Annotated in this window: 26 protein-coding genes; 6 read left to right on the top strand and 20 right to left on the bottom strand. The window is 34.4% G+C overall.

The annotated features are described in order from the left end of the window. Positions 1-110: 110 nt before the first annotated feature. Complete coding sequence (locus tag SUDEN_RS06475) at positions 111-869, top strand: carbonic anhydrase (RefSeq protein WP_011372866.1); 759 nt, start codon at positions 111-113, stop codon at positions 867-869. 17 nt (positions 870-886) lie between these two features. Here SUDEN_RS06475 and SUDEN_RS06470 read toward each other — a convergent pair whose 3' ends face one another. Genes SUDEN_RS06470 through pgsA form a run of 3 tightly spaced genes read right to left on the bottom strand, consistent with a single transcriptional unit; the run spans position 887 to position 3,168 of the window. Beyond that, complete coding sequence (locus SUDEN_RS06470) at positions 887-1,561, bottom strand: YggS family pyridoxal phosphate-dependent enzyme (protein WP_011372865.1); 675 nt, start codon at positions 1,559-1,561, stop codon at positions 887-889. Positions 1,562-1,564: 3 nt separating this feature from the next. Next, positions 1,565-2,617 (bottom strand): RIP metalloprotease RseP, encoded by a 1,053-nt coding sequence (rseP, locus tag SUDEN_RS06465; protein WP_011372864.1) that lies wholly within the window; start codon positions 2,615-2,617, stop codon positions 1,565-1,567. Next, complete coding sequence (gene pgsA, locus SUDEN_RS06460) at positions 2,614-3,168, bottom strand: CDP-diacylglycerol--glycerol-3-phosphate 3-phosphatidyltransferase (RefSeq protein ID WP_011372863.1); 555 nt, start codon at positions 3,166-3,168, stop codon at positions 2,614-2,616. Before pgsA ends, rseP begins: the two co-directional genes overlap by 4 nt. Before the next feature lie 100 nt (positions 3,169-3,268). On the opposite strand from pgsA, the gene SUDEN_RS06455 reads away from it, so the two are divergent. From SUDEN_RS06455 to SUDEN_RS06445, 3 genes are read left to right on the top strand one after another with little or no spacing between them, the layout of a single operon-like run. Continuing rightward, positions 3,269-4,477 (top strand): 1-acyl-sn-glycerol-3-phosphate acyltransferase, encoded by a 1,209-nt coding sequence (locus SUDEN_RS06455; protein WP_011372862.1) that lies wholly within the window; start codon positions 3,269-3,271, stop codon positions 4,475-4,477. A 3-nt stretch (positions 4,478-4,480) separates the two neighbouring features. Beyond that, the gene (locus SUDEN_RS06450; protein WP_011372861.1) at positions 4,481-5,254 is read left to right on the top strand and encodes a glycerophosphodiester phosphodiesterase; all 774 of its coding nucleotides are present in this window, start codon (positions 4,481-4,483) and stop codon (positions 5,252-5,254) included. Next, positions 5,251-5,523 carry a DnaJ domain-containing protein gene (locus tag SUDEN_RS06445; RefSeq protein ID WP_011372860.1) on the top strand — a complete coding sequence of 91 codons (273 nt, stop codon included), beginning with the start codon at positions 5,251-5,253 and terminating at the stop codon, positions 5,521-5,523. The genes SUDEN_RS06450 and SUDEN_RS06445 overlap by 4 nt, the downstream gene beginning before the upstream one ends. Here SUDEN_RS06445 and SUDEN_RS06440 read toward each other — a convergent pair. From SUDEN_RS06440 to SUDEN_RS06375, 14 genes are all read right to left on the bottom strand, one after another. Continuing rightward, on the bottom strand, positions 5,520-6,053 hold the full coding sequence (locus SUDEN_RS06440) for a Spy/CpxP family protein refolding chaperone (protein ID WP_011372859.1): 534 nt from the start codon (positions 6,051-6,053) through the stop codon (positions 5,520-5,522). The two genes, SUDEN_RS06445 and SUDEN_RS06440, sit on opposite strands and share 4 nt — an antisense overlap. Positions 6,054-6,122: 69 nt before the next feature. After that, entirely contained in the window at positions 6,123-7,031 is a 909-nt protein-coding gene (locus SUDEN_RS06435) for a uroporphyrinogen-III synthase (protein ID WP_011372858.1), read from the bottom strand. A 43-nt stretch (positions 7,032-7,074) separates the two neighbouring features. Next, complete coding sequence (locus tag SUDEN_RS06430; protein ID WP_011372857.1) at positions 7,075-7,857, bottom strand: enoyl-ACP reductase; 783 nt, start codon at positions 7,855-7,857, stop codon at positions 7,075-7,077. Between the two features lies 1 nt (position 7,858). After that, entirely contained in the window at positions 7,859-8,752 is an 894-nt protein-coding gene (dapA, locus tag SUDEN_RS06425) for a 4-hydroxy-tetrahydrodipicolinate synthase (RefSeq protein WP_011372856.1), read from the bottom strand. Positions 8,753-8,756: 4 nt separating this feature from the next. Further along, positions 8,757-10,010: a M16 family metallopeptidase gene (locus tag SUDEN_RS06420; RefSeq protein WP_041672516.1), complete on the bottom strand. Its 1,254-nt coding sequence runs from the start codon at positions 10,008-10,010 to the stop codon at positions 8,757-8,759. A gap of 43 nt (positions 10,011-10,053) precedes the next feature. Continuing rightward, a complete protein-coding gene (locus tag SUDEN_RS06415) occupies positions 10,054-11,112 on the bottom strand; it encodes a quinone-dependent dihydroorotate dehydrogenase (RefSeq protein WP_011372854.1) in 1,059 nt (352 codons plus the stop codon). A 252-nt stretch (positions 11,113-11,364) separates the two neighbouring features. Further along, complete coding sequence (locus SUDEN_RS06410; RefSeq protein WP_011372853.1) at positions 11,365-13,530, bottom strand: copper-transporting P-type ATPase; 2,166 nt, start codon at positions 13,528-13,530, stop codon at positions 11,365-11,367. Positions 13,531-13,553: 23 nt separating this feature from the next. Further along, positions 13,554-14,342, bottom strand: a complete 789-nt coding sequence (locus tag SUDEN_RS06405; RefSeq protein ID WP_011372852.1) for an alpha/beta fold hydrolase — start codon at positions 14,340-14,342, stop codon at positions 13,554-13,556. A gap of 141 nt (positions 14,343-14,483) precedes the next feature. Then, on the bottom strand, positions 14,484-15,062 hold the full coding sequence (locus SUDEN_RS06400; protein ID WP_011372851.1) for an HAD family hydrolase: 579 nt from the start codon (positions 15,060-15,062) through the stop codon (positions 14,484-14,486). After that, positions 15,059-16,531: an ArnT family glycosyltransferase gene (locus tag SUDEN_RS06395; RefSeq protein WP_011372850.1), complete on the bottom strand. Its 1,473-nt coding sequence runs from the start codon at positions 16,529-16,531 to the stop codon at positions 15,059-15,061. Before SUDEN_RS06395 ends, SUDEN_RS06400 begins: the two co-directional genes overlap by 4 nt. Then, a complete protein-coding gene (locus SUDEN_RS06390; protein ID WP_011372849.1) occupies positions 16,528-17,259 on the bottom strand; it encodes an SDR family oxidoreductase in 732 nt (243 codons plus the stop codon). Before SUDEN_RS06390 ends, SUDEN_RS06395 begins: the two co-directional genes overlap by 4 nt. Then, positions 17,256-18,548 carry an FAD-binding oxidoreductase gene (locus SUDEN_RS06385; protein WP_011372848.1) on the bottom strand — a complete coding sequence of 431 codons (1,293 nt, stop codon included), beginning with the start codon at positions 18,546-18,548 and terminating at the stop codon, positions 17,256-17,258. The genes SUDEN_RS06390 and SUDEN_RS06385 overlap by 4 nt, the downstream gene beginning before the upstream one ends. 2 nt (positions 18,549-18,550) lie before the next feature. Continuing rightward, a complete protein-coding gene (locus SUDEN_RS06380) occupies positions 18,551-18,940 on the bottom strand; it encodes a GtrA family protein (protein ID WP_011372847.1) in 390 nt (129 codons plus the stop codon). Beyond that, positions 18,937-19,803, bottom strand: a complete 867-nt coding sequence (locus SUDEN_RS06375) for a UbiA prenyltransferase family protein (RefSeq protein WP_041672263.1) — start codon at positions 19,801-19,803, stop codon at positions 18,937-18,939. Before SUDEN_RS06375 ends, SUDEN_RS06380 begins: the two co-directional genes overlap by 4 nt. 189 nt (positions 19,804-19,992) lie before the next feature. On the opposite strand from SUDEN_RS06375, the gene SUDEN_RS06370 reads away from it, so the two are divergent. Then, positions 19,993-20,550, top strand: a complete 558-nt coding sequence (locus SUDEN_RS06370; protein ID WP_011372845.1) for a DJ-1 family glyoxalase III — start codon at positions 19,993-19,995, stop codon at positions 20,548-20,550. On the opposite strand, the gene SUDEN_RS06365 is transcribed toward SUDEN_RS06370, so the two are convergent. After that, positions 20,516-21,445: a class I SAM-dependent methyltransferase gene (locus SUDEN_RS06365; RefSeq protein ID WP_011372844.1), complete on the bottom strand. Its 930-nt coding sequence runs from the start codon at positions 21,443-21,445 to the stop codon at positions 20,516-20,518. The two genes, SUDEN_RS06370 and SUDEN_RS06365, sit on opposite strands and share 35 nt — an antisense overlap. A 77-nt stretch (positions 21,446-21,522) precedes the next feature. Here SUDEN_RS06365 and SUDEN_RS06360 point away from each other — a divergent pair, with 77 nt between their 5' ends. After that, entirely contained in the window at positions 21,523-22,719 is a 1,197-nt protein-coding gene (locus SUDEN_RS06360; protein ID WP_011372843.1) for an NAD(P)/FAD-dependent oxidoreductase, read from the top strand. A gap of 4 nt (positions 22,720-22,723) precedes the next feature. Here the strand turns inward: SUDEN_RS06360 and cysS are convergent, their stop codons facing one another. Then, positions 22,724-24,124, bottom strand: coding sequence for a cysteine--tRNA ligase (gene cysS / locus SUDEN_RS06355; RefSeq protein WP_011372842.1), 1,401 nt, complete (start codon positions 24,122-24,124; stop codon positions 22,724-22,726). Then, the gene (gene murJ / locus SUDEN_RS06350) at positions 24,111-25,517 is read right to left on the bottom strand and encodes a murein biosynthesis integral membrane protein MurJ (RefSeq protein ID WP_011372841.1); all 1,407 of its coding nucleotides are present in this window, start codon (positions 25,515-25,517) and stop codon (positions 24,111-24,113) included. Before murJ ends, cysS begins: the two co-directional genes overlap by 14 nt. Positions 25,518-25,575 lie beyond the last annotated feature (58 nt).

The following is a 25,575-nucleotide window of genomic DNA, read 5'->3' as shown; positions in this document are numbered from 1 at the left end:
TACTTTTTTATCAAATTTTTCATACAGGTTGCTATAAAAATCTCTATTTAATTTTTATACGATACAATCTTTTGACAAAATTTTGACAAAATAATCACAAAGGTTTATATATGAGATTAGGTAAAATGTTATCAAGTTACGCTATTGCTGCGCTAGTTAGTAGTTCTCTTTTTGCAGCTGGAGGAGCTACCCACTGGGGATATACTGGTCACGAGGCTCCACAAAATTGGGGCGAATTGTCTCCTGAATATAGTACATGTAAAAATGGACGTTCACAATCTCCTATAAATATCTCAAAAGATGGTGTAGTTGTAACAAATGGGCTTGAAAACATAGAGTTTAACTACAAAACAGATGCTGTTGGAATTGTAAACAATGGACATACGATTCAAGTTGATGTAAAAGAGGGGAGCAGTATAAAGATAGATGGAACCGTATTTAATCTAAAACAGTTTCATTTTCATACACCGAGTGAAAATATGATTGAGGGGAAAAGTTTTCCGCTAGAACTACACTTTGTGCATGCTTCAAAAGATGCAGAGTTAGCAGTTGTCGCACTTATGTTTGAGGAAGGAAAAGAGAATGAAATTCTTAGAAAAATTTGGGATAAAATGCCACATAGCGCTAATGCCAAAGCAGGTTGTGGACTTCAATCAAGCATGATAAACGAAATTCTTCCAAAAGATAAATCATATTTTAGATTTAATGGTTCTCTTACAACTCCGCCATGCAGTGAAGGAGTTAGATGGTTTGTATTGAAAAATTATGCAACTCTCTCAAAAGAGCAAATAAAAGAGTTTTTCGATGTTTTTGGACATGAGAACAATAGACCAACTCAGCCATTAAATGCTAGAAAGGTAATGAAGTAACTTTTTATAAAGAGAAGTTACTTATTAAACATGATAGAACCTAATCTTATCATGTTTGAGCCGCACTCGATAGCTAGTTCAAAATCCCCACTCATACCCATAGAACAGATATCTGCATCTTCTAGCTCTTTATAAATGCCATAAGTTGTATCAAAACTCTTTTTAATTATTTTTTTATCGTCTGTATGTGCACCGATACTCATAACGCCACGAAGAGTGATATTTGGACACTCTTTTTTTATTTGATTATATATTTGCACTGCATCTTCAGGCATAACACCATGTTTAGACTCCTCTTTTGCGGAGTTTATCTGAAGTAGCGCTTCTAGTTTCACATCTCTTACATGTAGCTTTTTTTGAATCTCATGAGCTAACTCTAAAGAGTCAAGAGCTTGAAAAAGTGAAGGGTTAATATCTAGAAGATTGTTGATTTTATTTTTTTGCAAGTTTCCTACAAAATGCCACTCAAGAGGCAGTTCATCAAGTTCACTGCTTTTTACTCTTAAGTCTTGAGCTTTATTCTCACCAAAGGCTCTTTGACCTATCTCGTAGAGTGCTTTTATCTCTTGGCAAGTTGAATATTTACTTATTGCAACAATCTTTACGATATGCTTATCGTTAAATCTAACTCTAGCAAACTCAACTCTTCTTATAACATCATCAATATATAGTTTGTACTCTTCTTTTGTCATTATCTATCCTATAAGTCTGTTTATATCGTTGTAAAGTCCTAGTCCCATTAATGAGAAAAGTATCACCCAACCAACAATTGTTAGTTTTATCATAATAGCTTCATTAACCTCTCTTCTAAAGAGAAATTCATAGAGGTTAAACATGATATGCCCGCCATCTAGTGCTGGAATTGGTAAGAGGTTTAAAACTCCAAGATTTACAGAGATAAGAGCTGCAAAAAAGAGCACGCTCATCCATCCAGCTTCACTTGCATCTGAGGTTAGTTTTACTATAGATATAACACCGCCAAGTTCATTAGCAGGAACCTCCCCAAATAGCAGTTTTTTAAGTCCACTAAAGATTAGAGTTGAAGCAAATATTGTCTGTTTTGTTGCATAAGAGAGAGTCTCGCTGATGCCGAGATTAAGCTTATGAGTAACTCCCGCACTTCCAATGCCTATCATCTTTTTTTCAATAACTTCATTAAAAATATTTGTAGTTTGAGTAATTTTTGGAGTTAAGATAATCTGTTTTATCTCTTTTCCCCTTTGGACTTCAAGTTTAAGTGAGCCATCAGAGAGTTCTATAAACTTTGCCATCTCTTCCCATGTTGTTATCTCTACGCCATTTATAGAGCGGATTGTGTCGTTTGTCTCTAGGGCAGCTGCATGTGCTGGAGAGTTTTCTACTACCTTTCCAATCACAGCAGAGAGGATGTTTGGACCGCCAAGAGCGATGACAAAGTAGAGGAAAAAAGCTAAAACAAAATTTGCTAAAGGACCAGCAAGAAGGATAAATATCTTCTGCAATGGAGTTTTTACATTGTAGCTGTCGTTGTCATAGCTCTTTTTTGTAGGATCGCTATCGTCTTGACCTTTCATCCTTACATAACCGCCAAGTGGAATAAGCGCCAATCTCCACTCACTCCCCCATCTGTTAAATGAAGCGATTTTTTTGCCAAATCCAATACTAAAAACCTCTATACGAACACCCATAGCACGAGCTGCAAAGTAGTGACCTAGCTCATGAAAAAATATAAGCGCTGATAAAACTGCTAAAGATATTAAAAAACTCATCTGCTTCGCTCCACTAAAAGAGAAGTTCTAAATCCCCAAAGATACTCAAAACCAGAGTAGATTGTGAGTGTGACTGCAAGCCATAAAAGTTCAGTCCCAAATGGCCAGTGCATAAGCAAAAAACCAATTGCAATCATCTGAACAACAGTTTTAACCTTTCCTGCAAATGATGCTTTTATATTTAACCCCTCACTAAGTGCCACAGTACGAATACCTGTGATAAAGAGTTCACGAATAATGATTATATAAATAGCCCAAGCACTAGCTTCTCCAACCATCATAAGCCCCAAAAATGCGGCAATAATAAGCATTTTATCAGCCAAGGGGTCAATAATTGCTCCAAGCATTGTCATCTGATTCCACTCTCGTGCAATGTAACCATCAAAAAAATCAGTTACACTAGCCAAAACAAAAAGAAGTGAAGCTGTGTAGTAACTCCACGAGATGTGATAACCATTATCTGTAAAAATAGATGGATTTAAGATTATCCAAAACATAATAGGAGCTATAAAAATACGCAGAGATGCTAGAAAATTAGGAATATTTAACAAATAAAGCCTTGTTTTTTTCGCGTATTTTAACCTTTTGGCTCTTAAGGTAGGCTTGACATTAAGTTAGCTATAAATATAAACCTTATATTAAAGAAAAAATATGGATTTGCATAACAAAGAACAGCTTTTACTCTCCTACACTCCATATATAAAAGAGGCGCTAATAACTCTTAAAGATGGTTACTATTTCGCATTTATCTATCCAAATTTTGACGCTCTAAGAGAGGCAAAAATTATCAACATTACAGAGGAGATAAGGTGGTATGGCGTTGAACTTTATAACCTTGATGTAAATAGTGAGGATAAGATAAAAGGGTATAAAATCCTTCTCTCGCCAATTGGCTCGCTTAGTTCAGATGAACTCTTGAGTGATGAAAAAAATCATATAAAAGAGGATGATATAGATGATGAAATTTATAAAGTACTAAGAGAGTATATATCAACAATTACAAAAAATAAAATCTATCCATCCTCCCATCTTGAACTTGATTTAGGGCTTGATTCTCTTAATTATGTAGAGCTTTTTGTTTTTATTGAGCAGAGTTTTGGAGTAAAAATTGATGAGGCTATATTTTCAAATATTATGAGCATGAGGCTCTTACATGCGTACATAAAAAGATATAGCCGTACCATAAAAGTATTAATGCCAAAGTGGGATGAGATACTAAAAGAGAAGATAGATGAAAAACTATATTACTCGCCTATAATTATGTCTATCTACAAGAGCATCTTATTTCCTATTTTCAAACTCTACTTTAGACTTGAAGTAAAAGGTTATAAGAATATTCCATCCTATCCATGTATCATAGCGCCATCTCATCAAAGTATGCTGGATGGTTTTTTAATTGAAGCTCTCTTGCCCTATGCTGTTTTAAAGAGGAGTTTTTTTCTTGCCTACAAACAGGTTTTTGGAACAAAACTCTTGGGTCCAATATCAAAACATGGACAGACTATACTAATAGATGCTAATCAAAATTTAAAACACACAATGCAGTATTGCGCTTTGCCTCTAAGAGAGGGTAATAATCTTGTTATTTTTCCAGAGGGTGCTAGAACTAGAGATGGAGAGCTCTTAGAATTTAGACCCTTTTTTGCGATGTTATCAAAGATATTTAACATCCCAATTGTTCCTGTGACAATTGATGGAAGTTATGAAGCGCTTGGAACTGGCAAACTATTTCCAAAACCAAAAAAGATAAGAGTAGCATTCTCTAAGCCAATATTTCCTGCAGCTCTGAGTATAGAGCAGATAGTTGGGCAAACAAAAGAGAGTATTAAGTATGAGCTCTCTTTAAATAGGATAAAATAGGATATGAATTTTTTAGAACTATTAAATAAACCAGAACTTATCGTCGCTCACAGAGGGGCAAATTCACTCTCCCCAGAGAACACGCTTAACGCACTAAAAAAGAGTATTGGCAGAGCTGATTTTATAGAGATAGATACTCAGCTAAGCAAAGACGGTATTGCGATAATTATGCATGATGATACGCTGCTTAGAACTACAAACGTCTCACAACTATCCGAATTTGATTCAAAAAAGCCATATAGAGTTTGCGATTTTACATTTGAAGAGTTAAAGAGACTTGATTATGGGAGTTGGTTTTATACAGATAATTCAAAAGCAGAGCCGCTTTTAACACTGCATGATGCACTTATATTTATAAAAGAGAACAATCTTTTTTTAAATTTAGAGATTAAAGATATAAGTTACGCCTTTAGTGATAATGAAGTAGTTGAGAAGATAGTAAAAGAGATAAATGATATTCAGTGCAGTGATAGGGTTTTGGTATCCTCATTCAGACATGAGTATTTAAAAATCATCAAAACAAAGCTTCATATTCCAACAGCAGCTTTGGCGGAAGATTCTCATCCAAAAGAGCTACTCTCCTATTTAAGAGGGCTAGGAGTTGATGGATACTGCTTAAATGATGAATTAGTTGATAAGAAGAGTGTCGAGATGTTAAGAGAGGCAGGTTTCTTTGTAGGAGTCTATACAGTAAATAGTACTTTGCGCTCACATGTACTTTTTGAAATGGGTGTAAATTTTATATTTAGTGACTCCTTATATAAGGATAAGCAATGAATTTTGAAAAGTTTCAAGAAGCAGTTGATATATTAGAGATAGCGTCAAAAATAACACAGAGTGAGCTTAAAAAAAAGTATCAAAAGTTATCAAAGATATATCATCCAGATATGCCAGATGGAGACGCTGTGAAGTTTAAAGAGATAAATGAGGCTTATAAGTTGGTAAGTATATACATCCAAAATTTTAGATTTAAACTTGATGAAGAGGAATTTTATGAACAAAATCCCCTCTCAAGAAAATCAAAAGATTGGTTTTACAGTTTTTAGAACATATTTATAACACCATAATCAAGCATCTCTTCAAATTGTTCAGGGGTTAGAACAGCCTTTACTTTTTCTATACAATCAAGATGTATCTTTGTAAGTTCAGCTCTTAGTTTTGCTATCTCATCGACAGCTGGATAAAGTTCTGTAGCTTTTTTAGAATTTAGCTTAAATGATACCTCTTTCATCATCTCAAGTTCTAAGTTTTTAATAACGAGTGCTTTTTTTGCAGCTTTTGCCATTAACTCATCTTTGATTTTTAAAATAGCTTCAATCTGCTCTTTTGATAGATTTAGTTTTGCACTTGAGTTGTCATATAGTGTCATGCCAACTAAATATGGAAGATTTTTTGGCATTAAAAAGTAATCTTTTGGAAAATTCTCTTTTGTTGTAAATGGACCTGCTGGACCTGCTAATTTCTCCATTTTTACAACATCTTGTATCGGTGGTGGAAGCGTTGCATCTGCTAAAATATTAGAACTAAGCATAATAGAGCAAGATAAAATTGCCAGTGTTGTTTTTATATTTTTCATATTAATTCCCTTTTTTTGTTTGTATATTCAAACATTATACAATGGTTTATAAAATAAACACTTAATGCTCTACTTTTCGGATATCAACTCTATGGCTTTTTTTACGCATGAATCGAGTGAAGGTGTATCAGCGACGACAGGAGTTATGTATGGTGGAAAATATTTTTGAGTAGTATGACCGATAGATACAGCTTTATAACTCTCATCCCAAGAGACATTTTTTAAGAAACACTCTATCGTAGATGGAGAGGAGAAGATAATTACAGAGTTTTTTGGAAGTTTTATCTTCTTTTTTAACTCTGAACATACAGTTTGGTAAACTATAACTTCATCACAAATGACATCATTTGCATTAAGCTTCTCTACCAAATTTGAGACAACTTTAGAACCTCGTACATATAGAACTTTTTTGTTTTTTAAAAGAGGAATTAATTCATCAGCAAACTCATCTCCATGATTCTCTCTGCTTACAAATTTTATCTTACCACCTAGATTGCTAGCTACTTTTGCAGTTTGAGGAGCTATTACGTAAAGAGGTTTGCTCTTCCACTCTGTATTGTATGAATTTAAGGTATATACAGCGCTTTTTGAAGTAAAAATCAAAGCATCATAAGATGAGATGTTAAAAGTTGTATTTATCGTCTCTATCTTTATGACAGGTAAGTTTTTAGCCCATTTTACTTTTTTGTCATTAAGAACATAGATATTTAAAGATCTATTTTTTAAATTTTGTATAAAAGAGTTCATAACTCTTTTTATTTTTAAAGAAAAACTATTTTTGCTGTTTAAAATTAAAGATTTATTTTCATCTACAAAAAAATTTATATTATGTTTGCTTAAAATATATGTTATTTTAATAAGCTCCTCAAATACATGCTCATTTGAGTAGCTTCTATCAAGTATAAACGAGTGGGTAGCTCTATCATACTCATAATATATAAGATTTAAGTGCTCAATTAATTTTTCAATCTTTTTCATATGAGGATAGTACCATTTTTTTAGTAAATATTTTAGTTTTTATTTATTGAAAAGTTGTTCCGCCATCAATAACAATAGTTTGCCCAGTAAGCCATGAAGATGCCTCTGAACAGAGAAAAAGGCATGCGCCTGTCAAATCTTCAGCTTCTCCCATACGAGAGAGTGGAGAGCGCTTTATTACCTCGCTCTTTACCTCTTCATAGTTAGGAAATGCTCTGAGTGCGTCAGTGTCAATTGGTCCACCACTCACAGCATTTACTCTAATTTTTTTCTCTCCAAGCTCAGCAGCTGCATAACGTACCATTGCCTCAACTGCTGCTTTGTTTGTTCCATGACCTGCATAGTTTGGGGTATATACAAGGTTACCAGTAGAACTCATACTTATAATACTTCCGCCACCAGTTAATTCCATTCTCTTCGCCGCCTCTTGAGCGCCCACAACAAAGGCATCAACAGTTGCTGTATATATATTATTTAACCCTTTTGGCTTTAATCTCATAAATGGACCAAATCCGCCAACAACAGCGCGCCCAGAGATGATAGCGTTTGAGATAAAGAAATCTAATCTATTAAAATCTTTATCAAATTCAACGTAAACATCTTTATATGTCTCAGGCTCTAAAATGTCAAGTTTATAAGCTCTTGCTTTTATGCCATATTTTGACTCAACATCAGCAATAATCTCATCTGCAGTTTCAGCTTTTGTTGCATAAGTAAAAGCTACATCACACCCTCTTTGAGCAAACGCATATACAATTGCTTTTCCGATTCCACGAGTTCCGCCACTAACAAAGAGAGTTTTGCCTTGCATGATTTTTTCTACCATTTTAAAGACCCTTAATTTCATAATTTTTCATAACACTCTCAATCTTTTTCATATTCTCAACACTTGGAGCGACTAGAGGAAGTCTATATTCAAGCGTATCTATAAGTCCAGCAATATACATGGCTGCTTTTATCATAATAGGATTTGATTCTATAAATAGAGCTTTGTTTATAGGAAAAAGCATATCATTTATAGCTTTTGAGCCCGTAAAATCACCGTTAAGTGCTTTTTTTACCAACTCACTTTTTAAATCAGGAAGAAGGTTTGAAGTAACAGAGGTAATCCCCGCTCCTCCATTTGCAAGGATAGGATAGTCAATCGCATCATCACCACTAAATACTTTAAGTTCAGGTCTGCGAGAGAGAAGTTCTACTGTACGCTCAAGGCTTCCAGTTGCCTCTTTTATGCCATAGATATTTTTAACATCATCAAATAGTCTTATAACAGTATCTGCACTAATATCTACAACAGTTCTTCCTGGAACATTATAGAGCATAAATGGCATATCACTTACAGACTCTGCAATTGCTTTGTAGTGCTGATAAAGTCCCTCTTGAGATGGTTTTACATAATAAGGCGCTACTGAAAAAATTGCATCAACTCCGCATTTTTGAGCGGTGATGGCTGCTTCTATCGCTTCAGAAGTTGAGTTGCTACCAGCCCCTGCTAAAACTTTAGTTGCAGTGCCACGGCAGATTTCAACAGCTATCTCTATACATCTCTTATCTTCAGCATAACTAAGTGTAGCACTCTCTCCAGTTGTTCCAACTGGGCAAACGGCATTTATGCCATTGTTTATCTGTCTTTTGATGAGATTTGCGTATGCACTCTCATCTAGTTTTCCATTTTTAAAGGGGGTAATTAGCGCAGTAGTCGAACCAGTTACAATATCCATTTAGTTACCTTTTTTTTAAAATAAGTGTTGTTGATTTGTCAAAGTTGAAGTATTTTTTTGCAACCTCTTGAATTCTCTCTTGAGTAATTTTCTCAATATTCTCTTCATATGTTAAAAGTGGTGTCAAATCGCCTCTTACAAGATAACTTCCAAATAGATTTGCAACAGAAGTTGAACTCTCAAGTGAGTAGATAAAATCAGCTTTTGTATTTATCTTTACTTTCTCGATCTCTTTTTTATCAACTTTTTCATTTTTGATAAGCTCTATCTGCGTAAGTAGCTCTTTTTCTACATCCTCAGCTTTAACATCTGGATTACATGTAGCCATAAAGATAAAAAGACCTGGATCTATGTTTTCCATATTGTAAGCATATACGCTGTTTACAAGCTGTTTTTCCTCTATAAGATTTTTATAAAGTCTTGAGCTTTTGCCAGAGTAGAGTATCTCTGAAATCATACTTAGAACTATCTGATCTTCATGTTTGAAGTTTGGTATATGAAAGGTAAGAGCTAACATCTCAACTTCACTCTCTTTGTGAATTATTACCCTTTTTGCGCCATTTTGTTCAGGCTCTACAAATTTTAACTCTGGTATTTTTGCCTTGTTTAGAATATGCTCAAATTTTTTCTTTGCAGCTTTAAATACATCTTTAGGCTCAACATCACCTGTAATCATCAAAATAGCATTGCTTGGCTGATAGTAAGTTTTGTGAAAATCTTTTATATCATCAATGCTCCAAGTTTGGATGTCATTCATAAATCCAATTGGAGTCCAGTGGTAAGGGTGGTAAACGTAAGCATTGTTAAAAAGAGCAAAGTACAAGTAACCCAAAGGTGAGTTTTCAGTTCTCCAGCGTCTCTCTTCAGCAACAACATCACGCTCTGGCTGAAACTCTTTATCTTTTAGAAGAAGATTTTGCATAAGTTCCGCATAAAGTTCAATAGATTTACCTAAATTTTGTGTGCTTGATTTTATGTAGTAGTGAGTATAGTCAAAGCTTGTAGATGCGTTATTTACGCCTCCTATGCTCTTTACTTCTTTATCAAATTCTCCAGCTGGTAGGTTTTTTGTAGATTTGAAGTTCATGTGTTCGAGCATATGTGCAATGCCTGTTTTACCCATAACTTCATTTCTACTTCCAACTTTGTAAAAGATGTCAGTACTAATGACGTTAGTAGAGTTTTTAAGTGGAATAACCACAATTTGAAGTCCATTTTTTAGAGTTTTTGTCTCATATTTTGGTAGTGATGATGCCATTAAAGTTCCTAAAATAAGTGTAAGTGCCAAAAAGATTTTCATATTATTTTCTATCCGCACCTATTGCTTGTGTAATATTTGTATATCCATCAGCTTTTATAAGCTCTGTGAGTTCGTTGTTTATATTTTTTATCAAATCTGGACCCTCGTAAATAAGTCCACTGTATATCTGAACAAGAGAAGCTCCAGCTTTAATACGTCTGTACACCTCTTTTGCGGATGATATTCCACCAACAGATATAAGAGTTGTTTTGCCATAAAGCTCTTTTGCAACTGCTTCAAATATCTCAAAACTCTTCTCTTTAAGAACTGCTCCACTTAGTCCGCCAATACTTTTTGGCTCTTTTACAAGTGAATAATCAACTGTAGTATTTGTCGCAATAATACCATCAGCACCTTTAAGAACTGCAAGTTTTGTAAGAGCAACAGCATCTTCTTTACTCATATCGGGTGCTATTTTTAACAAAATAGGCTTTGAAGTTATTGCTTTTGATTCCTCAAAAAGCTTTGTGATAAACTCCTCGTTTTGCAAATCACGAAGTCCTGGAGTGTTTGGAGAAGAGATGTTGATTACTAGATAATCCCCTAACTCATGCAGTGCTTTTATAAGAGTTGTGTAGTCATTTATAGCTTGCGTATCTGGGGTAAGTTTATTTTTTCCGATGTTTATACCAATTGGAGTAGTAAATGGAAATCTTTTTTTTAATCTCTTTTGTGCGCTTAAAAGCCCCTCGTTATTAAAGCCCATCGCATTTTGAATACTCTGCTCTTCAATATGACGGAACATTCTAGGTTTTGGGTTTCCAGCTTGAGCTTTTGGCGTTATAGTTCCAATCTCAGTAAAACCAAAACCCAAAATTTGCATAGCACGAATCATAGTTGCATTTTTATCAAAACCAGCGCCAAGCCCGATTGGATTGAAAAATGTACGACCAAAAAGCTCTTGCTTTAAGATAGAGTTTGTTATGAAGTGAGACTCTAAAAATGGATTAAAGGCTACTTGACAAACATTTGGTATTCTAAGTGCTGCCTCTGCAAGCATGTGTGCATCTTCAGGCTCTAGCTTAAACAGCCAAGGTTTTATGCTTTGATAATTTATCATTTTTGTGCCTCTTTACCTTTTATAAAAATTTAGTGATTATACAAAAAAAATGTAAAGAGTTTGATTAGCTACTATGTTTTGTGCTTTTTAGAGGCCATATCACTCTGTTTATTTTTGCACAATCTCACTGAAAAAGCATATTAGCCTTAACATGTATCTTAGTGAGTTGTATAAACTTAATATTCTCTTTATCTGTTTTATCTACTTTTATGAGAGTCATAATATAAAATTTAATAAGCTCCCAGTTTTTTATTAAATCTTTATATTTTTTAAACGTAAAGCATTGAGTATAACAGATACAGAACTAAAACTCATAGCAGTAGCTGCAATAACTGGTGAGAGTAATATTCCAAAAAATGGGTAGAGAATTCCAGCTGCTACTGGTACTCCTAGGGTATTATATATAAATGCAAAAAATAGATTTTGTCTGATATTGTTCATGGTGGCATGACTCAGTTTTCTAACCTTTACAATGCCAAGCAAATCACCTTTTATAAGTGTTATACCAGCACTCTGTATTGCTACATCAGTTCCAGTGCCCATTGCTATTCCAACATCAGCGAGGGCTAGAGCTGGTGCATCGTTAATCCCATCACCTGCCATCGCTACGATTTGAGCATCATTTTGAAGTTGTTTAACTATATCTCCTTTATCTTCAGGCATAACATTGGCATGTACTTTACTAATACCAAGTTTTTTTGCCACTGCATTGGCTGTTTTTTCATTGTCACCACTTAACATCACTATGTCAATACCGTCTCTTTTAAGTTGTTTAATAGCTTCTAGTGATGTCTCTTTAATTGGGTCTTCAATGCAGAAAATAGAACTTAACTTAGAGTCTATCGCCATGAAAATTACAGTTTTTGCATCCGTGCGCAGTTCATCAGCTTGAGATATAAACTCCTCTGTTGATATATTTAAACTATTGAGATACTTATCGCTTCCAAGTACAACCTTTTTATTTTCTACCTCACCTTCGATCCCTTTGCCTGTTATGGAGTTAAAGTTATCAACTCTTAAGAGAGAGATTCCTTTATCTTTTGCATACTCAAGCACTGCTTCTGCAAGGGGATGCTCACTTGCTTTTTCTAAACTCGCACCATATTGTAAAACTTTATTTTCATCAAAACTCTTAGCTATTATCAGTTTTGTTACTTTAGGTTTTCCTTGTGTGAGCGTTCCTGTTTTGTCAACTACCAATGTGGTAACTTTCTCCATTGTCTCTAGCGTTTGAGCATCTTTTATCAAGATGCCAAAAAGTGCTGCACGACCTGTTCCAACCATAATAGAGATTGGAGTAGCCAGACCCAAAGCACAAGGACATGCAATAATCAAAACTGATACAGCTGCAACGATAGCATACGCCAGATGAGGTTCAGGTCCTAAAACCCACCAGCCTAAAAAAGCAAAAATTGCACAAAGGATTACAGCTGGTACAAAGTAGCCAGATATCGTGTCTGCTAGTTGCTGAATAGGAGCACGTGAGCGCTGTGCTGAAGATACCATCTGCACTATTTGAGATAGCATTGTGTCACTTCCTACACGTTGAGCCTGCATTACTAAAGTACCGTTTTGATTTATGGTTGCACCGATAAGTTTGTCATTAAGCGACTTTTGAACAGCTATAGGTTCTCCAGTAATCATAGATTCGTCAATATTGCTATTGCCCTCTATAACTATCCCATCAACTGGAATTTTCTCACCAGGTTTTACTCTAAGTTTATCTCCTACTTGAATATCTTCAAGGTTTATCTCTTTTTCATTCCCGTTTTTTTCTATAAAATGGGCACTTTTTGGTGCAAGATTTAGAAGAGTTTTAATGGCATCGTTTGTTTTACTGCGGGCTTTTAACTCTAACACTTGCCCTAAGAGTACCAAGGTTGTAATAACTGCTGCAGACTCAAAATATACATGAACCAATCCCTCTTTTGTTCTCATAAGAGCTGGAAAAATCTCAGGAAACAGAAGTGCTGTTATGCTGTATATCCACGCACTCAAAACACCTATAGCAATTAAAGTAAACATGTTTAAATTCCATGTCCTTAGCGAGTTATATCCCCTTACAAAAAAAGGCCATCCAGCCCAAAGTACTACGGGTAGTGAAAACAGAAAAAGAAACCATTGAATCTCTTTCATTGTTATATTTTTAGGTAAGTATTGGGGAGCCAAATCGTTCATCATTGCAACAATGAAAAGAGGCAGAGTAAGAGCAGTACTAATCCAAAAGCGTTTTAGCATATAATTTAATTCAATATTCTCCTCATCCGCTTTGACGATAACTCTCTCTAATGCCATTCCACATTTTGGGCAGCTCCCAGGTCTATCTCTAATGATTTCAGGATGCATAGGGCAAGTATAAGAACTATACTCTATTTTGCAACTGTTATCTTTACAAATTTGATTTTGATTCATATTCATAACACACCTCCATTTTATATTTTTTAAAGGGTCTCTAAAAATCTTCTAAGGGCAGTATTAAATTCATCTGGCTTCTCAAGCATACTCATGTGCCCACTACCGCTTAAGCATACAAGAGTACTCTTTTTTATGCTATTTGCCATTTGCGCCATAATGTCTGGAGATATTATTTTATCATTCTCTGCACTTATCAGCAAAACAGGAATATCTATATCTTTTAAGCTTTTAGTAGTATCTACTCTGCTAGCCATGGCTAAGAGAGCTCCTTTTATTCCTATGGAGCTAGAATTCATAATAGTGTTTTTAATTTCTTCTATTTTTAGTGACTCTTTTTTAATAAAATCTTCACTAAAAGCAACTAAGAGAAATTTATCTATAAAAGGTTCAATCCCTTTAGCATCTATATCTGAGATAGCAGCAGAGCGTTTTAGTTTTGCTTCATCGCTGTCACTGCTTGATGTAGTATTTGCAAGTATCAAGGCTTTATAGTTTTTTTGCAATTTTTCATTTGCTCTAAGTGCGATATAACCACCCATAGAAAACCCACAAATAATTGGTTTATCCAACTTTAGTCTCAAAATCACACTCTCTAAATCTTCTGTATAGCTCTCAATTGTGCATTGAGCGCTATTTAGCTTGGAATTGCCAAAGCCTCTTATATCATATGAGATACAGTAGTACACATTTTTAAACTCATCTATTACATTATTGTAAAGTGTGTGCTCAAATGGAAATCCATGTATAAAAACTACAGGTTGATTAGTTGCTTTGCCGTAAGTTTTGACATATATGCCATCAATTAACTTCTCCATTTTTTAACTTCTTTTGATTTTGCTTAAATGAATAATAATGTTTAGATACTAACATATTAACTTTAATAAAAATGTGGGATTAAAATATAGATATAAAAAGAGTAGAAAATAGCTAAAAAATTTATTTAAAGCTCTTTTTTCTTAGTACTTTATGCTCTTATGTGCAAGGGCTAACATCTGCGTATCTCCAGAGCTGTCGCCATAGGCATAGATTGTCTCATACTCATCAAGATTTAAATGCTCTTTTATACGTCTGGCTTTCTCTTGCCCATGACAATTTGGAGTTAAAAATTTGCCACTATATTTTCCATCTTCAAACTTTAATTCGGTAGATAGAAGCTCAATGCCGTTTTTATGGCACCATGGCTCTAACCAGCATCTCATAGAAGCAGAAACTATGACTACTCTTGAGTTGCCTTCTTGGTGTTGCTCAAGGACTTTCATCCTCGCTTCATCTATTATCGCATCGAGTCTATATAGGGAGAAATTTTTTGCTTTTGCGCGAAAAAGAGCTTCATCCATATCTTTAAAAAATATCCAAAAAAGGCGCTCTTTTGCTGTTGAGTTATCTATTATTCTAAGCTTCCAAAGAGCGAAATTTGGGATAAATTTGAGCATATTTAAGATATATCTCTTTTTACCAACGCTATATCTTAAAAACTCGTCTAAAGAGTCTTTTGTGCTAAGTGTTCCATCAAAATCAAATAGGGCCAGATTCAATTAAAGTACCTCTCTTTAAAGTAGCATTTCCCGATGGGAAGCCATTTTGGAATGTTATAAAAGTGTTCATTTTGATACTCAAGATACTCTTTTTTATACTCATTATAGTTAAAATTTCTACATGTAGCAGTGTGAAAAGTTGCACCGCTTATCTCAAAACTGCCAAGTTCAAATGAAGAGCATAAATTTTTTAACTTCTCCTCTTTTATAGGATTCTTATAAAAAATAGTGATATCTTCAGAGTTAAGCCTCCTAATATCTAAGAGTTTATCATCCATCCGACCATATTTTGAGTTATTAAAAAGAACAGCTATCTCTCTTTTGCAGTAGTGAGAGAGAAGAGATGCACTTGAATAACCAAGTGTAAAAATTCTCTCATCATCGAATATTTCAAGCTTTTTGCATAACTCTTGAGGCTCTGTGTAGATAATAATATCTGAGTATTTTCTATGCTCACTTAGGAGTGAGGTAGGAATATTTAAGATAGTTATCAATATAACAATATGGACAACGCTAAAGATAGCGTTATAGCGGAAAAGTTTTTTTAGATATTTATCATCCATAAAAGTAAAAAGCAGAAATATAAAGGGAGTAAATATCAAAAACCAGTGAAGCCCTATTTTGTTTTTTAAAGAGGCTGCTAAAAAGGCAAAAAATGCAAGACCCAAAATTGAAATAAGAAGCCAAAATAGATTATTTTTTGTAAAATTTGCTTTATATAAATAATACAATCCCCAAGGGGTGAAGATATATAGTATAAATAAGAAATATCTTAAAATAGAGTCAATACTGTAATTGTTATATTCTGTTCTTGCAAAGAAGTTAAAGAGTATATTGTTCCAGCAACTATTATAGTTAAAGTAGAGATTTTGAAAAACAAAAAGAGAGACTATTGATGCAACGATAAGTACGCTCTTTATTGCACGACTCCCATAGATATAAAAAGAGAAAATGAGCAGAGAAAACATTAAAAAAACAGCAAAATATTTACTTAAAAAAGCAGCTCCTAAAAAGAGACCAGCGAAGATGGCGTAAGATAGGTTGTTTTTTTGTAAAGAGTATAAAAACATTAGAGTTCCAAGTGCGCTAAAAAAGAGAAGCGTCACATCATTTGTTATAAGCACAAGTGCTACATCAATAGGAGAAGCTAAAAAGATAAACGAGACTAAGAGAGCTTTATGTTTTTGTATATGGTAAAGCAGAGCTATTTTATAGATGACATAAGCAGTTACAAAAGTTGTAACAACTGCAAAAAGTCTAAAAAAAAAGTACGAATCGCTAATAAAACTCATTATAAATATTATCCAACCAACCATTGGAGGGTGATCATAGTAACCAAAATCTAAATGATTTGCCCACTTTATAAAGTAGGCTTCATCGCCAGTTAAAGGGAGTAAAATAAGTATAACTATCTTACATGTAAAGATAAAAAAAAGCCAAAGTAGCTCTTTTTGATAACTCTTAATCATATGCTCATTTTCTTAAAAATAAACTCTGGAATATGTTTAATAATTAGCATAATAAACATCCAAATAGACTTTGTATAGAGGATGTTTCTTCCACGCTGTTGAGCGTTAAATATATCCTCTGCAACATCTTGTGGTTGAGCTGTTAGATTTTGAGGCAAATCTAATGCTTGGGTCATTTTAGTATTTACAAATCCAGGTTTTACACTCAAAACACTAACTCCGCTCTCATAAAGTCTATTTCTAAGACCGCTCAAGTAGGCAGAGAAACCAGCTTTTGCACTTCCATAGATATAGTTTGCTTTTCTGCCACGATCTCCTGCAACTGAGCTTACACCCACTATAAAACCGCGTCTCTCTTTTTCAAAATCATTTGCGACTATGTTTAAGATACTAAGCGCACCAGTGTAGTTTACGTTTATGGTTTGCAGTGTCTTGTTCCAATCATTTTGTGCAATTTTTTGTTCACACATAAAACCAGCTACAACAATAACTCCAAGAGGTCTCTCGTGAAGCGAAGTGTAAAACTCTTCATGGGTATCAAAGGCAGTTATATCAAACTCAACTAACTTAACTTCCACACCGCTTCTTATCTCAATATCTTGTTTTAAATCTTCTAATTCTAAAGACTCTCTTGCTGCTAAGTAGAGGTTATAACCATTTTTTGCATATACACGTGCGACCTCTTTTGCTATGTCGCTCTTTGCTCCGATTATTAAAACATAACTCATATTTGAACCCTTTTTGATTGTAGTGAATTTAGTTTTTTATCCATTTTATGCTCTTTTCTATATGCTCTAAACTTCTCTATTTGAGGATAGCCCTTCTCAAATGTCTCTTTACTTACACGCACATCTTTTGTTAGATAAATTCTTCCAGCGTATTTTAAGACAACCTCATCAAGCGTGTCTAAAAGCTCAAAGAGTCCACTCTCTATTTTAAAGTCAAGTGCTAAAGAGTAGCCCTCAAGAGGAAATGAGAGGTAGTTTTCGTTCTCTTTGCCATATAGCTTTAAAACAGCCAAAAATGACCCTTTTCCTGAAGCTGAAATCTTTGTAAGAATCTCTCTTAATCCTTCATAACTCTGCTCTTTAGGAAGGATAAACTGATACTGCGTAAATCCACCGCTTCCATAGATTTTGTTCCAATCTCCAATGGCATCAAGCGGATAGAAAAATGTATCGATATCTACTTTTTGATAAGAGATGCCATCTTTTGCTTTTGCGTAGTAGAGATAGTTAAACGCCTTTACGCTTAGAGTGTTTAGCGCAAATGATGGGAAATTAAATGGGATAGTGAGCTTCTTTTTGCTTTTGTACTCCAAGTTGCCATCATCTGCAAAATCTCCAACCATAAGAAGAGATTTTCCAATCTCTTCACCCTTTGCCAAACAGTCTATCCAAGCCACAGAATAGGGCTTTTCTTTATGCGCTTCAAACACTTCAAAGGTCTCTTTTAAGTTTTTTGTTTTAATGGTTGTTTGGTTTATATTTTTAGAGTTTATCTTCTTTAGTGATATTTTTGCGCTAAGAATTACACCAGTTAAGCCCATACCGCCACATGTAGCTAAAAACAGCTCATCGCCTTTTTTACAGCTCTTTATTTTGCCATCAACACCCATGATAGTAAACTCTTCAACACACTCGCTAAAACACCCCTCTACATGATGGTTTTTGCCATGAACATCACTGGCAATTGCTCCGCCTAAAGTTATAAGTTTTGTCCCTGGAGTCACTCTTAAAAACCATCCACGACTAACAAAAGCTTCTAAAATCTCGCTAAGAAGTACACCAGCCTCAGCATTTAAAATCCCGTTTTGCTCATCAAAGGATAAGAAGTTGTTGTATGGTTTTGCATAAACAATATTTTCACTTAGCGCGCTGTCTCCATAGCTTCTGCCATTTCCATAAGGTATGAACTCATCTGTTGTCTCAATGTATAAAGAGAGGCTTTTTTCATCTCTTAGGTTAAAGATTTTGTTTTTTATATTTGGAAACATTCCCCAGCTAAGCAGACTCATTACTAATCCTTAAATACAAATTTTTTATCAAGAAAATATTTTACAACATAGCCAATGCTAAGACCTATAACAGCACCCACATATTTTGCATTTTCATCTATAAAAAGGGCGTCAAATCCAATCTCAAAACCCCAAAATATAAAAGTTGTAAAAACTCCCATCAAAGAGTAGAGAAAAAACTTTTTGCCATCATCTTTTTTGCTTTTTGGTGTATGAAAAAAGATATATTTTTTATCAAGAATATACTTTAAAACCAAACCTGCAACTGTTCCGATAAACATCGCAATATATAGCGATAAGAAACCATCATAGAGCATAAAGCTAAGGTACTGAAAAAGTATATTTAGCGCAGTCGAGAGAAGCGCAAATAGTATATATCTAAGTGCAATCATAAAAGTTTTGCAATTACCAAAAAGCTAATTAGCCAGAGGGTTATGGTTAGTTTTAAAAAGGTGTCTCTTATAATGATTTTAGTTGGACTAGCGCTATCTTGTTCTACAAAAGTTATCTGCATGTATCTAAGTATGCCAAGAATTACAAAAAATGAGGTTAGATATAGATACTCTGTTCCTATTCTATGTATAACCTCTGGCGATATTGTATATTGTATATAGCTAACGATTACAACTCCAGCCATAAGAACCATTGAGGCATTTACAAATTCAAGGTTGTAGCCGTCTATATTTTTTCTAGTCTCTTGCCCATCAATCGATAGAAGTACATCATCTCTTCTTTTTGCAAGTGCTAAAAATATCGCAAGAAGAAAAGTCATAAGAATAATCCACATGGAGAGGTTTATGCCAGTTACAACAGAACCAGCGAAAAGTCTTAAAACAAAACCAGTAGCGATTATAAAGATATCTAAAATGGCGATATGTTTGAGTTTTATGGAGTAGAAGATATTTAAAATAAAGTAGATAAGTAGAACAACAAATAGATCAAAACTAAGCAGGAATGAGAGAGATAAGGATGTAAATGATAGAAGTAAAATTAGAATTTTTGCACTCTTGGTAGAGACCGCTCCATTTGCCAGAGGGCGGTTTTTCTTAGTTGGATGTGCTCTGTCTTCATTTATATCCATGAGGTCATTAAAGATATAAATGCTACTTGCTAATATAGAAAAAAGTATAAATGTTAGAAAAGAATAGATGTTATCATGAGAATCCATGTAAGAAAAAGAGAACAGCAGAGGCATAAATATAAAAAGGTTTTTTACATATTGATGAATACGAAACAACTTTAAGAGTTCACTCAACTAAAACAACCTTTTTTATGTAGATTATACCATCTTTATATAATCTTCATCAAGGCTTGAGTTTTACTAAAATAATTATATTCTCATAAAATATAAATCCATTCAATTAATTATCAATGTTTCAGAGCTAATCTGATAAAATCAAAAAACTACATAAAGAGTAATATATAGATAAAATAGGAGATAGATATGAGCAGAGTTTTAGTGCCTTTGGCAGATGGATTTGAAGAGATAGAGGCGATTAGTATCATAGATGTTTTAAGACGAGGAGATATTGAGGTTATCGTTGCATCTTTAGGGAGTAAAAAAGAGGTAAGAGGGGCACATGGTGTTGTTGTTTTAGCTGATGTGGAGATACAGAGTGTTGATGTATCTGCTCTTGAGATGATAGTTCTTCCTGGCGGATGGAAAGGTACTTTGGCTCTTAGAGATGATGAGAATGTTCAAAAAATACTTAAAATCATGGATAGAGATGCAAAACTAATAGGTGCGATTTGTGCAGCACCACTTGCACTTCATAGCGCTGGGGTTTTAAAACATAACTATACATGTTATCCAAGCGTTGAGGCTCAAATAAGAGAGGATGGTTTTAGCGATAAAGAGATGGTTGTGCAAGACGAAAATGTGATAACATCTCGCGGACCAGCTACTGCTATGTGCTTTGGTCTGCAAATTGTTAAAAAACTCTCAGGTAAAGAGAAATTTGAAGAGGTTAAGAGCGCTCTCTTGGCGACTCATTGTAACTAAAGAGAAGATTTTTGAGAGATTTTTGCTCATCAAAATTTGCAAACTCTTTTAAATTTTCAAGCCTTTTTACAAAGCTAAATTCAGGTGCAAACTCCTTAAATAAGTTTATGATAAATTCACTCTCTAGCTCTGTTGAGTTTAGACATGCTAAAACCATAGCTCCATCTGAAGCGATTTGAGAGAGTTTTTTTACAATCTTCTCATAATCTTTACCTGCTTCAAAACTTCCTCTTTGAAAGGTTGGCGGATCTATGATGATGAGGTCATATGGAGAGTTTTGTTTTATCCTTGAGAATGACTTTAGTATGTTGTAAGGCAGAAAACTAACACCTTTTGGCTCAATGTTGTTTAGATGGTGATTTGCTTTTCCAATTGAGAGAGAGCCTTTGCTCATGTCTATATTTGAGACGCTTAGTGCGCCACCCAATTTTGCGGCGACACTAAATGCACAGGTATAACTAAAGAGGTTTAGTACTCTTTTGTCTTTTGAGTTCTCTCTCACAAATGTTCTGCCGTTTTTCATATCTGCAAAGTAGTAACTGTTTTGGTTTGAGAGAAGGTTTAGTTTAAATTTCATCCCATTTTCAACTGCATAAAGATTCTCATCCAACTCTCCCACTAAAACTTCACTGATAGAGCCTTTTATATAGCGTCTCTGCACAACTAAAGTTTTGTATATTGAAGATGCTATAAACTCTCTTAGCATCAAAAGAACGCTATCTTCATCTTCACTTTTTGCATAAAAGGCAACACTTAGAACTTTATCTATTGAATCTATACTCAAATATTTAAAATTCCCGTAAATTCCGCCTCTTCCATGAAAAAGCCTCTTAAACTCTTCAGTGGCATCTCGTGAATTTTCTATTAATAAAACTCTTAACTCTTCAATATTCATTTTTTATCCAATAATTTCTATTTTATCAATCTTTAAAAGAGTATAATTTTAACTATTTATTTAACAAAAGGCAAAATTTGAATAAGAAAGTTGTTGTTATTGGCGGTGGTTATGGTGGTCTGCGTGCTATAGAGTTTTTGGCACAGCAGAGCGACATGGATGTAACGCTCATAGATAAACACCCATATCACTACCTCCAAACTGAAGCTTATGGATATATAGCTGGCAGATTTGACCTTCATGACGTTGTTATTGACTTGCAAGACTGGTGCAACGGGTTTAAGAAAAAAGTGACATTTATTTATGATAATGTACAGAGCGTTGATTTTGAGGCACAAAGTGTTGCGCTGTGCGATGGAGCAATATCTTATGATTATCTTATAATCGCAACTGGGGCTAAAACAAACTTTTTCTCTTTTATAGAAGGCTTAAGAGAGCATAGTTTTGGAGTTAAAAGCCTTCATAGAGCGCACAATTTTAGAGTAGAGTTTGAAAATCTTCTCTATAAAAAACTCCAAAATGAAGAGACGCAAGAGATAAATTTAGTCATTGGCGGAGCAGGGCTTAGCGGGGTTGAAGTGGCTGCTGAGATGGCAAATGTTGTAGAAGTTTATAAAAAAACAATAGGCAGCAGAATAAATAGCGTAAAGATATATCTCATAGATGCAAGTGAGACTATTTTACCAGGTATGAGCGATTTTTTGATAAATAGTACGCATAAAAGAGTTGAAGCTTTGGGTGTAAATATTTTAACAAATGCTTTTATAGAAAAATTGGATGATAATTTTATCTACTTTAAAAACCAAGAAGCTCTAAAGTACCACTTTATGATTTTTACAGGCGGTATAAAAGCATCCGATTTAAATGAGTGTATAGATGTGAAAAAAAATAAAATTTCTCAATTTATTACTGATAGTATGTTAAATATAGCTCAAAAAAAGAACGTATTTGCTATAGGCGATTGTGTAGAGATACGTGATGCTTCTGGGAAAATACTTCCTCCAACAGCCCAAAGCGCTGAGAGAAGTGCAGAGTATGCAGCAGAGTCTATTCGCAAAAGGATTGACAACAAAACTATTGCACCATTTGATGCGAAAGTTCTTGGAGTATTTATCGCTCTTGGTGGGAACTGGGCAAGCGGAGAGCTCTTTGGAGTGATAAAAGTAAAAGGTTATAGTGCGTATCTGCTAAAAAAAGCTATAACGTACGCATACTATCTAGGGCTTCGTCTTCGCATAAATACAGGATATAAAAATAGGATAAAAAAACCCTAAATAGTTATATCTTCTCCCAAAAACTCCCCTGCGGAGTATCCATTAGATTTACTCCATAGGCTAAAATTTTATCTCTTAACATGTCAGAAGCTGCAAAATCTTTAGACTTCTTGGCTTCAGCTCTTTTTTCTATGAGTTTTGCAATCTCTGTTTTTGTCTCTTCATTAACGCCAAATTGAAAATATTCATAAGGATTTTTTATGCCAAAACCTAAAATCTTTTCTATAAATGAGAGATTTGAGAGAGCCTCTCTTTTTAGCTCTTTATGCTTTCCTGCGGTATCTAGAGTCTCATTTGCGCGAGTTATCATCTCTTCAATTAGTGCTAGTGATGCTGAAATATTTAAGTCATCACTAAGCGTCTCTAAGAGCTCTTTTTTAAAATCTGTTTTTTCATCTTCATAAGTCACTCCAAAGAGTCGCTTTTTAAGTCGATATATTTTATCAAGACGTTTTTTTGCAGTCGCTAAATCTTCTTCATTGAAGTTAAAGTTACTTCTATAGTGTGTGCTAAGAAGGTAAAATCGTAAAACTTCTCCATCATAAATTTTAAGAGCATCTTTTAGAAAAAAACTGTTTCCTAAACTCTTGCTCATCTTCTCGCCATCAATGTTTACAAATCCATTGTGCATCCAGTAAGCTGCTAGTGCATGGTCTGTGGCGCATCTGGTTTGTGCTGCTTCGTTTTCATGATGAGGAAAAAGTAGGTCAGCCCCGCCTCCATGGATATCTACAGCAAACTTTGCATTAGGTTTGCTTAAGTGTTTCTCTATCATAGCAGAACACTCCAGATGCCACCCAGGGCGACCTTTTCCAAAAGGAGAGCCAAATGTTACGCTCTCATCATGTATGCTTTTCCAAAGAGCAAAATCAGCAGGGTTTCTCTTTTGTGATGAGCTCTGCACACGTTGAAGTTTTTCACTCTCATCTTGAACTCTATTTGACAAAGTAAGATATTTGCTATCACTTGAAGTGTCAAAATAGACATCTCCATCATCAGTTGTATAAGCATGTTTATTATCAAGGAGTTTTTGTACAAGAGCATACATTGCATCAAGTGATTCTGTGGCTTTTGGCTCTATGTCTGGGCGTGAAATGCCAAGAAGTGCCATCTCTTTATGATAAGCATCTGTATAAAAATCTGTTACTTCTTTTATAGTTTTGTTTTGCTCTTGGGCTCTATTTATAATTTTGTCATCTATGTCTGTTATGTTTCTAGCGTAAGTAACTTCATAACCGTTTGCATTTAAAACTCTACAGAGAAGGTCAAAAACTAAGGCGCTCTTTGCATGCCCCAAATGCGCATCATCATAAACAGTGGGTCCGCAGACGTAAAGAGAAACTTTTCCTTGTTCTTGTGGAATAAACTCTCTTTTTATCTTTTTCGCCGAATCAAATATAAACACTGATAAAATCCTTTAAAACTATAAGTATAATTGTAAAAATAGAAGAGCCAACTAAGAGATAAATTGCTTTTTTGTTTCGGAGTATATCAAAAAAATCTTTTACTCCAAATGCTTTTATAGTCATACCAAAGCCTATAAATCCGCTTATTGTTCCAGCTAGTGCTAAACCAGCAGCTCCCATTGGTGTAATTAGGATTAGAGCAAAGACAATGTAGAAAATAAGAGAAAAAGTTGCTATTTTTGCGGCAAGAAGTTGTTGTTCGTTTGTATATAACCAAAGTAAAAATAGTTTTTGAAGTCCAAGTGGTAAAAGTCCTATCATATACATTTGAAGAATGTAAGAGCTAATTAACGTGTCTTTAGCTACAAATGAGCCTCTCTCAAATAGAAGCCAGATAATCTCATGTGAGAATATATATCCGCCAATTGTACTAGCCAAGAGTAAAAAAGCTAAAAACCAAAAAGCTTTTTGCATGTAGTATCTTGCTTTTTGTTCATCACTGTTTTTTATATATCTTGCAATTGATGGGAAGAGAGCTATAGAAGTAGCAATTGCAAAAATGGCAAGAGGGAGCTGAAATATGCGGTTAGCATAGTAAAGATAGCTAATAGAACCAGTTGCTAAAAATGAAGCCAAAAAAGTGTCTAAAAAAGCACTAACTTGTGGTGTTGAATTTCCCCACATTGCAGGAAAGAACTGTTTTTTAAATCTTTTACTCTCCTCTTTTATAAGTTGGGATTTTTGTCTCAAATATTTAAAACCGCCCATTAAAGGTTTAAAAAGACCTAGATGATAGAGAGTTATTACATGTACAATTAGTTGTAAAATACCGCCAATAACTACACCAAAACTAAGATAATAAACTATCTCATTCTGGCTTTTATCTTCTGAGAGCAGCAGAGCTACAATAAGAGAGATATTTAAGAGTGCAGTAGAGAATGCTGTCGTTGCGAAGTGGCGTTTGTATTGAAGCATAGTACTTAAAAATGTAACACCAAAGATAAGAGGCAGATACCAAAAGTTTATAGCAACAAAAGGCTCTGATAACTCAACTGTTTTTTCATCAAATCCCACAGCTATAATTGACGTAGCAAAAGATGGAAAAATGTTTACAAGCAGAGTTATTACAAGTATGATTGATAAAAAAAGTAAAAATATATTTGCTGAAAAAAGTGACTTATGTTTTGAGTGAGCATAAGCAGGTATAAAAGCTTGAGTAAATGCGCCCTCTGCGAAGATTCTTCTAAAGAGATTTGGGAGTTTAAAAGCTACAAAGAATATATCGCTGTATATATTTGCTCCAAGAGCAGAAGCTGTTAACATATCTCTTAAAAATCCTAAAACTCTTGAGAACAAAATTCCAAAACTATTGGTAAATATGGCTTTAAACATAGGCTTCTTTTAGAGAATATTATAATTTTTACGAAAGTTTAACAAATATTTGATTAAA

The sequence above is a fragment of the Sulfurimonas denitrificans DSM 1251 genome (assembly GCF_000012965.1).
GTDB classification, from domain to species: Bacteria; Campylobacterota; Campylobacteria; order Campylobacterales; family Sulfurimonadaceae; genus Sulfurimonas; species Sulfurimonas denitrificans.
The sequence above is the reverse complement of the archived record's forward strand: the minus strand, read 5'-3'. Positions and strand labels throughout refer to the sequence as shown.

Excerpts from the sequence above, each read along its gene's own strand:
- SUDEN_RS06475 (WP_011372866.1), top strand. The coding sequence starts at position 111 with ATGAGATTAGGTAAAATGTTATCAAGTTACGCTATTGCTGCGCTAGTT.
- SUDEN_RS06470 (WP_011372865.1), bottom strand. The coding sequence starts at position 1,561 with ATGACAAAAGAAGAGTACAAACTATATATTGATGATGTTATAAGAAGA.
- rseP (WP_011372864.1), bottom strand. The coding sequence starts at position 2,617 with ATGAGTTTTTTAATATCTTTAGCAGTTTTATCAGCGCTTATATTTTTT.
- SUDEN_RS06455 (WP_011372862.1), top strand. The coding sequence starts at position 3,269 with ATGGATTTGCATAACAAAGAACAGCTTTTACTCTCCTACACTCCATAT.
- SUDEN_RS06450 (WP_011372861.1), top strand. The coding sequence starts at position 4,481 with ATGAATTTTTTAGAACTATTAAATAAACCAGAACTTATCGTCGCTCAC.
- SUDEN_RS06445 (WP_011372860.1), top strand. The coding sequence starts at position 5,251 with ATGAATTTTGAAAAGTTTCAAGAAGCAGTTGATATATTAGAGATAGCG.
- SUDEN_RS06440 (WP_011372859.1), bottom strand. The coding sequence starts at position 6,053 with ATGAAAAATATAAAAACAACACTGGCAATTTTATCTTGCTCTATTATG.
- SUDEN_RS06435 (WP_011372858.1), bottom strand. The coding sequence starts at position 7,031 with ATGAAAAAGATTGAAAAATTAATTGAGCACTTAAATCTTATATATTAT.
- SUDEN_RS06430 (WP_011372857.1), bottom strand. The coding sequence starts at position 7,857 with ATGGTAGAAAAAATCATGCAAGGCAAAACTCTCTTTGTTAGTGGCGGA.
- dapA (WP_011372856.1), bottom strand. The coding sequence starts at position 8,752 with ATGGATATTGTAACTGGTTCGACTACTGCGCTAATTACCCCCTTTAAA.
- SUDEN_RS06420 (WP_041672516.1), bottom strand. The coding sequence starts at position 10,010 with ATGGCATCATCACTACCAAAATATGAGACAAAAACTCTAAAAAATGGA.
- SUDEN_RS06415 (WP_011372854.1), bottom strand. The coding sequence starts at position 11,112 with ATGATAAATTATCAAAGCATAAAACCTTGGCTGTTTAAGCTAGAGCCT.
- SUDEN_RS06410 (WP_011372853.1), bottom strand. The coding sequence starts at position 13,530 with ATGAATATGAATCAAAATCAAATTTGTAAAGATAACAGTTGCAAAATA.
- SUDEN_RS06405 (WP_011372852.1), bottom strand. The coding sequence starts at position 14,342 with ATGGAGAAGTTAATTGATGGCATATATGTCAAAACTTACGGCAAAGCA.
- SUDEN_RS06395 (WP_011372850.1), bottom strand. The coding sequence starts at position 16,531 with ATGATTAAGAGTTATCAAAAAGAGCTACTTTGGCTTTTTTTTATCTTT.
- SUDEN_RS06390 (WP_011372849.1), bottom strand. The coding sequence starts at position 17,259 with ATGAGTTATGTTTTAATAATCGGAGCAAAGAGCGACATAGCAAAAGAG.
- SUDEN_RS06385 (WP_011372848.1), bottom strand. The coding sequence starts at position 18,548 with ATGAGTCTGCTTAGCTGGGGAATGTTTCCAAATATAAAAAACAAAATC.
- SUDEN_RS06380 (WP_011372847.1), bottom strand. The coding sequence starts at position 18,940 with ATGATTGCACTTAGATATATACTATTTGCGCTTCTCTCGACTGCGCTA.
- SUDEN_RS06370 (WP_011372845.1), top strand. The coding sequence starts at position 19,993 with ATGAGCAGAGTTTTAGTGCCTTTGGCAGATGGATTTGAAGAGATAGAG.
- SUDEN_RS06365 (WP_011372844.1), bottom strand. The coding sequence starts at position 21,445 with ATGAATATTGAAGAGTTAAGAGTTTTATTAATAGAAAATTCACGAGAT.
- murJ (WP_011372841.1), bottom strand. The coding sequence starts at position 25,517 with ATGTTTAAAGCCATATTTACCAATAGTTTTGGAATTTTGTTCTCAAGA.